The 6,342-nt window shown below is 76.8% G+C and carries 3 protein-coding genes; all 3 read right to left on the bottom strand.

Going from position 1 to position 6,342, the window contains the following annotated elements; translation table 11 throughout:
• Window positions 1-220: 220 nt before the first annotated feature.
• A complete protein-coding gene (locus ACI78Z_RS19435; protein WP_457038188.1) occupies window positions 221-2,869 on the bottom strand; it encodes a hypothetical protein in 2,649 nt (882 codons plus the stop codon).
• Window positions 2,870-2,940: 71 nt separating this feature from the next.
• Window positions 2,941-4,665: a reprolysin-like metallopeptidase gene (locus ACI78Z_RS19430; protein WP_457038187.1), complete on the bottom strand. Its 1,725-nt coding sequence runs from the start codon at window positions 4,663-4,665 to the stop codon at window positions 2,941-2,943.
• Window positions 4,666-4,847: 182 nt separating this feature from the next.
• Window positions 4,848-6,251 (bottom strand): NAD(P)H-quinone dehydrogenase, encoded by a 1,404-nt coding sequence (locus tag ACI78Z_RS19425; RefSeq protein WP_457038186.1) that lies wholly within the window; start codon window positions 6,249-6,251, stop codon window positions 4,848-4,850.
• Between the last annotated feature and the right edge of the window lie 91 nt (window positions 6,252-6,342).

Below are 6,342 nucleotides of genomic sequence, written 5' to 3'. Positions count from 1 at the left end.
TGTGCGCGGGGGGGGGCCCACGTGACAGTCGCGGGGGGAAATTTTCACCTTGGCCCGCGGGTGTTACCCCCCCGGCCACCGGGGGCCCCCCCCCTTGACCGGGGGGGGCGCCCCCTCGTCGGTCCCGTCCCGAGGCCCACCCCGAGGGGTGAGGAGGACGGGCGGCCCCCTGCAGGGTCCCGCCGTGAGCTCGCGAGTGGCGGGGCGCTGGGGTCCTTGGTCAACCGGTGGTGGTCTCGATCCGCCCGTCGGTCCGCTCGGTGACGACGCCGTGCTGGAAGCGGACCTGCCAGCCGCCACCGCCGGGCAGCGCGGCGTGGCCGGTGACCGGGAACCCGAGCGGCCCGGTGGGTCCCCCGGTGGCCAGCCAGTGGGCGAGGATCCCGCCCCGGACGGCGTGCGCGCCGGTGTCCGGCGACCAGTAGACCGACCCGCCGGCGAAGTGCGACACCCGCCCGCCGGGCACCGACAGCTCGTCACTGGTCGGATAGCCCAGCGCCCCGGTCTGCGCCCCCAGCTCCCGCCAGCGCGCCAGGATCGCCCCGAACACCACGTGCGCCCCGGTCCGCGACGACCAGTAGACCGCCCCGCGCTCCAGCCGCACCAGCGCCCCGGTCCCGTCGGCGGTCCCCCCGTCGTCGGCGACCGGGAACCCCAGCGCCCCCGGCCCGCCCGCGGCCACGTACCGCTCCAGGATCGCCCCCCGCACCAGCCGCGGCCCGGTCGCCGGCGACCAGTAGACCGACCCGCCGGCGAAGTGCGACACCCGCCCGCCGGGCACCGACAGCTCGTCACTGGTCGGATAGCCCAGCGCCCCGGTCTGCGCCCCCAGCTCCCGCCAGCGCGCCAGGATCGCCCCGAACACCACGTGCGCCCCGGTCCGCGACGACCAGTAGACCGCCCCGCGCTCCAGCCGCACCAGCGCCCCGGTCCCGTCGGCGGTCCCCCCGTCGTCGGCGACCGGGAACCCCAGCGCCCCCGGCCCGCCCGCGGCCACGTACCGCTCCAGGATCGCCCCCCGCACCAGCCGCGGCCCGGTCGCCGGCGACCAGTAGACCGACCCGCCGGCGAAAGCGGTGAAGGCACCGCCCGGGAGCGGGGCGTCCCCGCCCAGCGGGAAGCCGAGCGCTCCGCGGACCTCCCGCCAGCGGGCCAGGATCGCGCCGCGCACCACGTGCGCCCCCGTCGACGGGGACCAGACGATGTCGCCCTCGGGGAAGGAGACGGTGCGGCCGGTGGTGCCCCCGAGGCTCAGGTCGGTCTCGTCCCCCAGGGGGTAGCCGAGCCAGGTGGGTCCGGCGAGCAGCTCGTACCGCTGGGCGACGGCGGGGCTGAGCAGCGTGACCCGACCGTTCCTGGGGTTCCAGTACAGCGACCCCTTCGCGTAGGCCCGGCGGCAGCCGCCGTCCCGCAGCCCGCAGACGCGAGCCGACGTCGGCTCGCCGAGCACCGCGCTGCCACCCAGCCGCTCGTAGGCCGCGTCGATCGGGTGCGGGGCGATCCGGATCCGCGCCCCGGAGGCCGTGGCTTCCAGCACCGTCACCGTGAACGGCGCGTCCCCGACCGACACCGGCCTGTTCCCGGGCACCGCGACGGCCAGATCCGAGGGCCACCAGGCTTCCTGGGGCGGGGTCCCGTCGAGCAGGAACGAGGTGTTCTCGCCGTCGTTGCCGCCGACGAGCCGGACCAGCACGCCGGTCTGGAGCTCGGGCCAGTTGGCCGCCGTGCCCAGGAAGGCGTCCCGGCCGGTCGCCGTCCGGTACTCCAGCCAGTACACGTCCCCGTCGCCGTCGTCGAGCCTGACCGCGCGCGTGCCGGTCCGAGCTCCGACCGGCGCGAGCAGGAACTCCGTGGTGGCAGCGCCCGCGGCCAGGGTGGGGGCGGCCGCAGCGGGCAGCACCCCGAGCAGGTCGGCGTGCGGCGCGCTGAGGGAGCCGACCTCGTCCCAGGAGACGCCCATGACGTCGTACATGTCGTAGTAGGAGCGGATGTAGCAGGCGGCGCCGTGCACCACGCCGGCGCACTGGAGGTGGGAGGCGTGGCCGAGACCGAGGTTGTGCCCGAACTCGTGCGCGATGAGCGAGGTGGCCGTCGCCCGCACGTACGCCAGGCCGCCGGAGCCGACGCTGCCGGTGCCGATCGTGCCGAGTCCGTACGAACACCCCGACGAGCCGTGGGGGACGTAGACCAGCAGGTGCTTGTCCGGCCCCGCGGTCCACCCGGCGCGCGTGGCCGCCTCCTCCCAGAGGGCGAAGGGATCGGCGCAGGTGAGCGCGGAAGGCTCCGTCGGCCAGTCGAAGCCGGCCACGGTGCCGAACCGGACCGCCCCGTCGGTCTGCTCCGCCCAGAAGTCGGCGACGGGGCCGTCCACCGCCGCTCTCACCTGCGCCAGGGTGGTGGCGTCCCGGGCAGCTCCGGCCGGCTGCAGCATCACCACCGTGACCTCGTGGTTGATCGCGCCGGTGGCGGGAGCCGTCCTCGGCTCCTCCGGCGCGGAGACGACCTCGCTGGCCAGCACGTCCATCGCCGGCTCGAGCCCCTCCGCGGTCGCCTCGTCCGCGACCGGCTCGCCGAGCACCACCTCGACCGTGGAGCCGGCCTCGACGTCCTCGACGTCCTCGGTCGGTACCCGCACGGCCTCGCCGTCGTCGGACCGCACCCAGCTGAGCAGCGTGCCGTCGTCCTCGTGCGCGTCATCGGCGACCTCGGCCGGGGCCGGGTCGGCGTAGCCCTGGACGAGCTCACCGACGACCGTGTCGCCGGCGGCGGGAGCCTCCTCGGCGGTGGCCGGTGGTGCGGTCAGCACCGGGAGGACGGCAGCGGCCGCGACGGTGAGCGCCAGCAGCCGGGGGGAGCGCACAGGGGGCACGGACGGTCTCCAAGCGAGAGGGGGCCGGTCCCCCTCATCGGCAGGTCGGACCCGGAACTGGAGGTGGGCGCTCAGTCCCGGGCGCGCGCGCCACGCTTCCGGGTGACCGTCCAGCCGGTGAGCGCGACGGTGGCCAGGCCCACGGCGCCCGCGGCCGGCGTGGCCCAGCCGGTGCCCGAGGCGACCCGGACGGCGGCCGGCGCCGGCTCGGCGACCAGCGCGTCCTCCACGACCGGCGCCGCAGGGACCTCCGGCGCGGCGGCACCCTCGGGCAGCGGGGTCACCGGGACGGACGGCGCGGCCGGCACCGCGGCCGGGACCGCGGCCGGCGCGGTGGCCGGCCCGGCGGCCAGGACCTCCGGCGCGGCGTCGCCCTCGGGCAGCGGGGTCACCGGGACGGCGGCACCGGCGGCGGGGACGACGGTCAGGGTCGCCCCGGCCGCGGTGACGGCGTCCACGGTCACGGTGAAGGCGCCACCGGCGACCGGCACCGGCACGCCGACGGGCAGCGCGGCCTGCAGGTCGTCGTCCCACCGCGCGGCGGGTGACGGGGTGCCGTCGAGCAGCAGCGCGGTGTCGGGCATCCGGCCGGTGCGGTGCAGCAGGACGCCGGCGTCGAGGCCGAAGCGGTTGCCGGCCGAGGCGAGCCAGGCGTCGCGGCCGACGGCGGTGCGCAGCTCCAGCCAGTAGGTGCTCCCCGCCGCGTCGGTCAGCCGCAGCACCCGGGTGCCGGCCCGCGAGCCGAGCGGGGCGAGGGTGGCCGTCGTCACCGGCCCGGTCGCGGCGACCGCGAGCTGGGCGGAGGCGGGCAGCACGCCCAGCTGCGCGGCCTGGGGGGCGTTGAGCGACCCGACCTCACGCCACGAGGCGCCCATGACGTCGTAGTAGTCGCGGTAGGGGGCGGTGCGGCAGATGCTGGTCTCCACCGCGTCGTCGCACTGGTGCCCCGAGGAGTGGCCGAGGCCGAAGTTGTGGCCCAGCTCGTGGGCGATGACCGCGGGCAGCACGTCGCGGACGTAGACCCGCCCGCCTGCGCCGACCCCGGTGCCGACCTGGCCGAGCGCGTAGGAGCAGCCGGGGAGGTCTCGCGGCCGACTGCTGACGTAGACGAGGAGGTGCCGGCCGGGCCCGGGCTCGAAGCCGGTGCGGTCGGCGGCCTCGTGCCACATCGCGGTGGGGTCCGCGCACCCGGCGGTGGTCTGCAGCCAGTCGTGGGCCTCGGTCACCCCCAGCCGGACGGCGCCGTCGGTCTCCCCCGCCCAGAACTCGGCCACCGGCCCGTCGACGGCGGTCACCAGCTGGGCGAGGGTCGCGCCGTCCGCCGTCCCCCCGGCCGGGACCACCATCGCCACGGTGACCCGGTTGGTCAGCCCGGCCACCCGCGCGGCGCGGACCTCCGGCGCCTCCTGCAGCAGCTGGGCGTCGAGCACGTCGCGGGCGGGCTCAAGGCCGTCCTGCCCCGCGGCGTCGGGGACGGCGCCCCCCACGGTGACCTCGACGGTGGCGCCGACCCCGATGCCGGCGACCGCCTCGGTGGGCACCCGGACGGCCTCGCCCGTCGCGCTCTCCACCCAGGTCAGCGGGGCCTCGGCGTGCTCCTCCGCGTCGGAGCCGGCCAGCTCACCCTCGGGCCAGGCCTGCACGATCTCGCCGACGACGGTGTCCGGGCCCACGGCCTCGTCGGCCCGGGCCGCCGTCGCCGGCAGCGCCAGCGAGAGGGCCAGCGCGGTCGCCGCACCGGCCAGCGCCCGGAACGGGCGGCGGCGGGGGGTGGGGGTGTTCCGGTGGGGGCGCATCCCCCCTGTCCTCGGCGGCCCGCGCGCGGATCGGCACCGGCGGCCGGGAGTCCACCCGAACCCGCCGTCACATCCGCCCCGCGGCTCCCCCGCGCCCCCGCCGTCCCGAGAAGGACCCCGTCCTCCCCACCCCTCGCAAGCTCGGGGCGGTGCCCTGGACGGGGCCGAGGGCAGAGGGTCCTTCAGGCCAGCGCGTCGGCCCTCATCAGCCGCCGCCCGGCCTCGGTGATCGACCCCGACAGCGACGGGTAGATCGCGAAGGTGTGCGCGAGGTCGCTGACCGTCAGCCCCTTCGTGACCGCCAGCGCGATCGGCAGGACCAGCTCCGACGCCCCCGGGGCGACGACGACCCCGCCGACGACCACCCCGGTCGCCTGCCGGGCGAAGAGCTTCACGAAGCCGTCGCGCAGGTCGGCCATCTTGGCCCGCGCGTTGGTGGCCAGCGGCAGCCGCACGACCTCGATGTCGGCGCCCTCGGACAGCGTCTTCTCCTGCACGCCGACCGTGGCGATCTCCGGGTGGGTGAAGACGTTCGCCGAGACGGTCTTGAGCCGGATCGGGGTGACCGCCTCGCCGAGGGCGTGCCACATCGCGATCCGCCCCTGCATCGCGGCGACCGACGCGAGCTGGAAGACCCCGGTGACGTCGCCGGCGGCGTAGATGCCGGGCACGCTGGTGCGCGACACCCGGTCGACGACGACGTGCCCGGACGGCGCGAGCTCCACCCCGACCCGCTCCAGGTTGAGCTCGGCGGTGTTGGGCACCGTGCCGACGGTCATCAGCGCGTGCGAGCCCTCGACGGTGCGCCCGTCGGTGAGCTCGACGACGACCCCCTTCTCGGATCGCCGGACGCCGGCGGCCCGGCCGCGTTCCAGTCGGCCGCCGCGGGACTGGAAGACGTCCTCGAGCACCTCGGCGGCGTCGGAGTCCTCCCCGGGCAGGACCCGGTCGCGCGAGGACACCAGCGTCACCGGGACCCCGGCCTCGAGGTAGCCGGAGGCGAACTCCGCACCGGTCACGCCCGAGCCGACGACGACCAGGTGCTCGGGCATCTCCTGGATGTCGTAGACGTCGCGCCAGTCGAGGATCCGCTCGTGGTCGGGCTCGGCGCCGGGCAGCACGCGGGGGTCGGCGCCGGTGGCGATGAGGACGACGTCGCACTCCAGCGTGTCGGTGACCGCGCCGTCGCCGTCCACCACCTCGACCCGGTGCTCGGCCAGGCCGCGGACCTCGTCCGAGAGCCGGCCCTGCCCGGGGAGGACCCGCACGCCCTCGGCGACCAGCCGCGCCCGGATGTCGGCGGACTGCGCCACGGCCAGCCCCTTGACCCGCTGGTTGACCGCGGCCAGGTCGATGCCGACGGTGGCCAGCTCCGAGCCCTGGACGCCGAGCGCGGCCGAGTCGCGCACGTTGGTCATCGCGCCGGCCGAGGCGATGAAGGTCTTGGACGGGACGCAGTCGGTGAGCACGCTGGCCCCGCCGACGCCGTCGCGCTCCACCACGGTGACCTGGGCACCGAGGGATGCGGCGACCAGCGCCGCCTCGTAGCCGGCAGGGCCACCGCCGATGATCACGATGCGGGTCATGGGAGTCCTTCTCGGTGCGGTGCGGACACGTGCCGCGCGCCATTCTCCCCGTTCCGGGTGACGACGTGGCCCCTCTCCCTCCGAGGGTCCT

It is taken from the genome of Geodermatophilus sp. SYSU D01176 (assembly GCF_054050015.1).
This window is presented reverse-complemented; position numbering and strand designations above follow the sequence as displayed.

Coding starts and splice junctions, on each gene's coding strand:
- ACI78Z_RS19430 (WP_457038187.1), bottom strand. CDS start 4,665: ATGCGCCCCCACCGGAACACCCCCACCCCCCGCCGCCGCCCGTTCCGG.
- ACI78Z_RS19425 (WP_457038186.1), bottom strand. CDS start 6,251: ATGACCCGCATCGTGATCATCGGCGGTGGCCCTGCCGGCTACGAGGCG.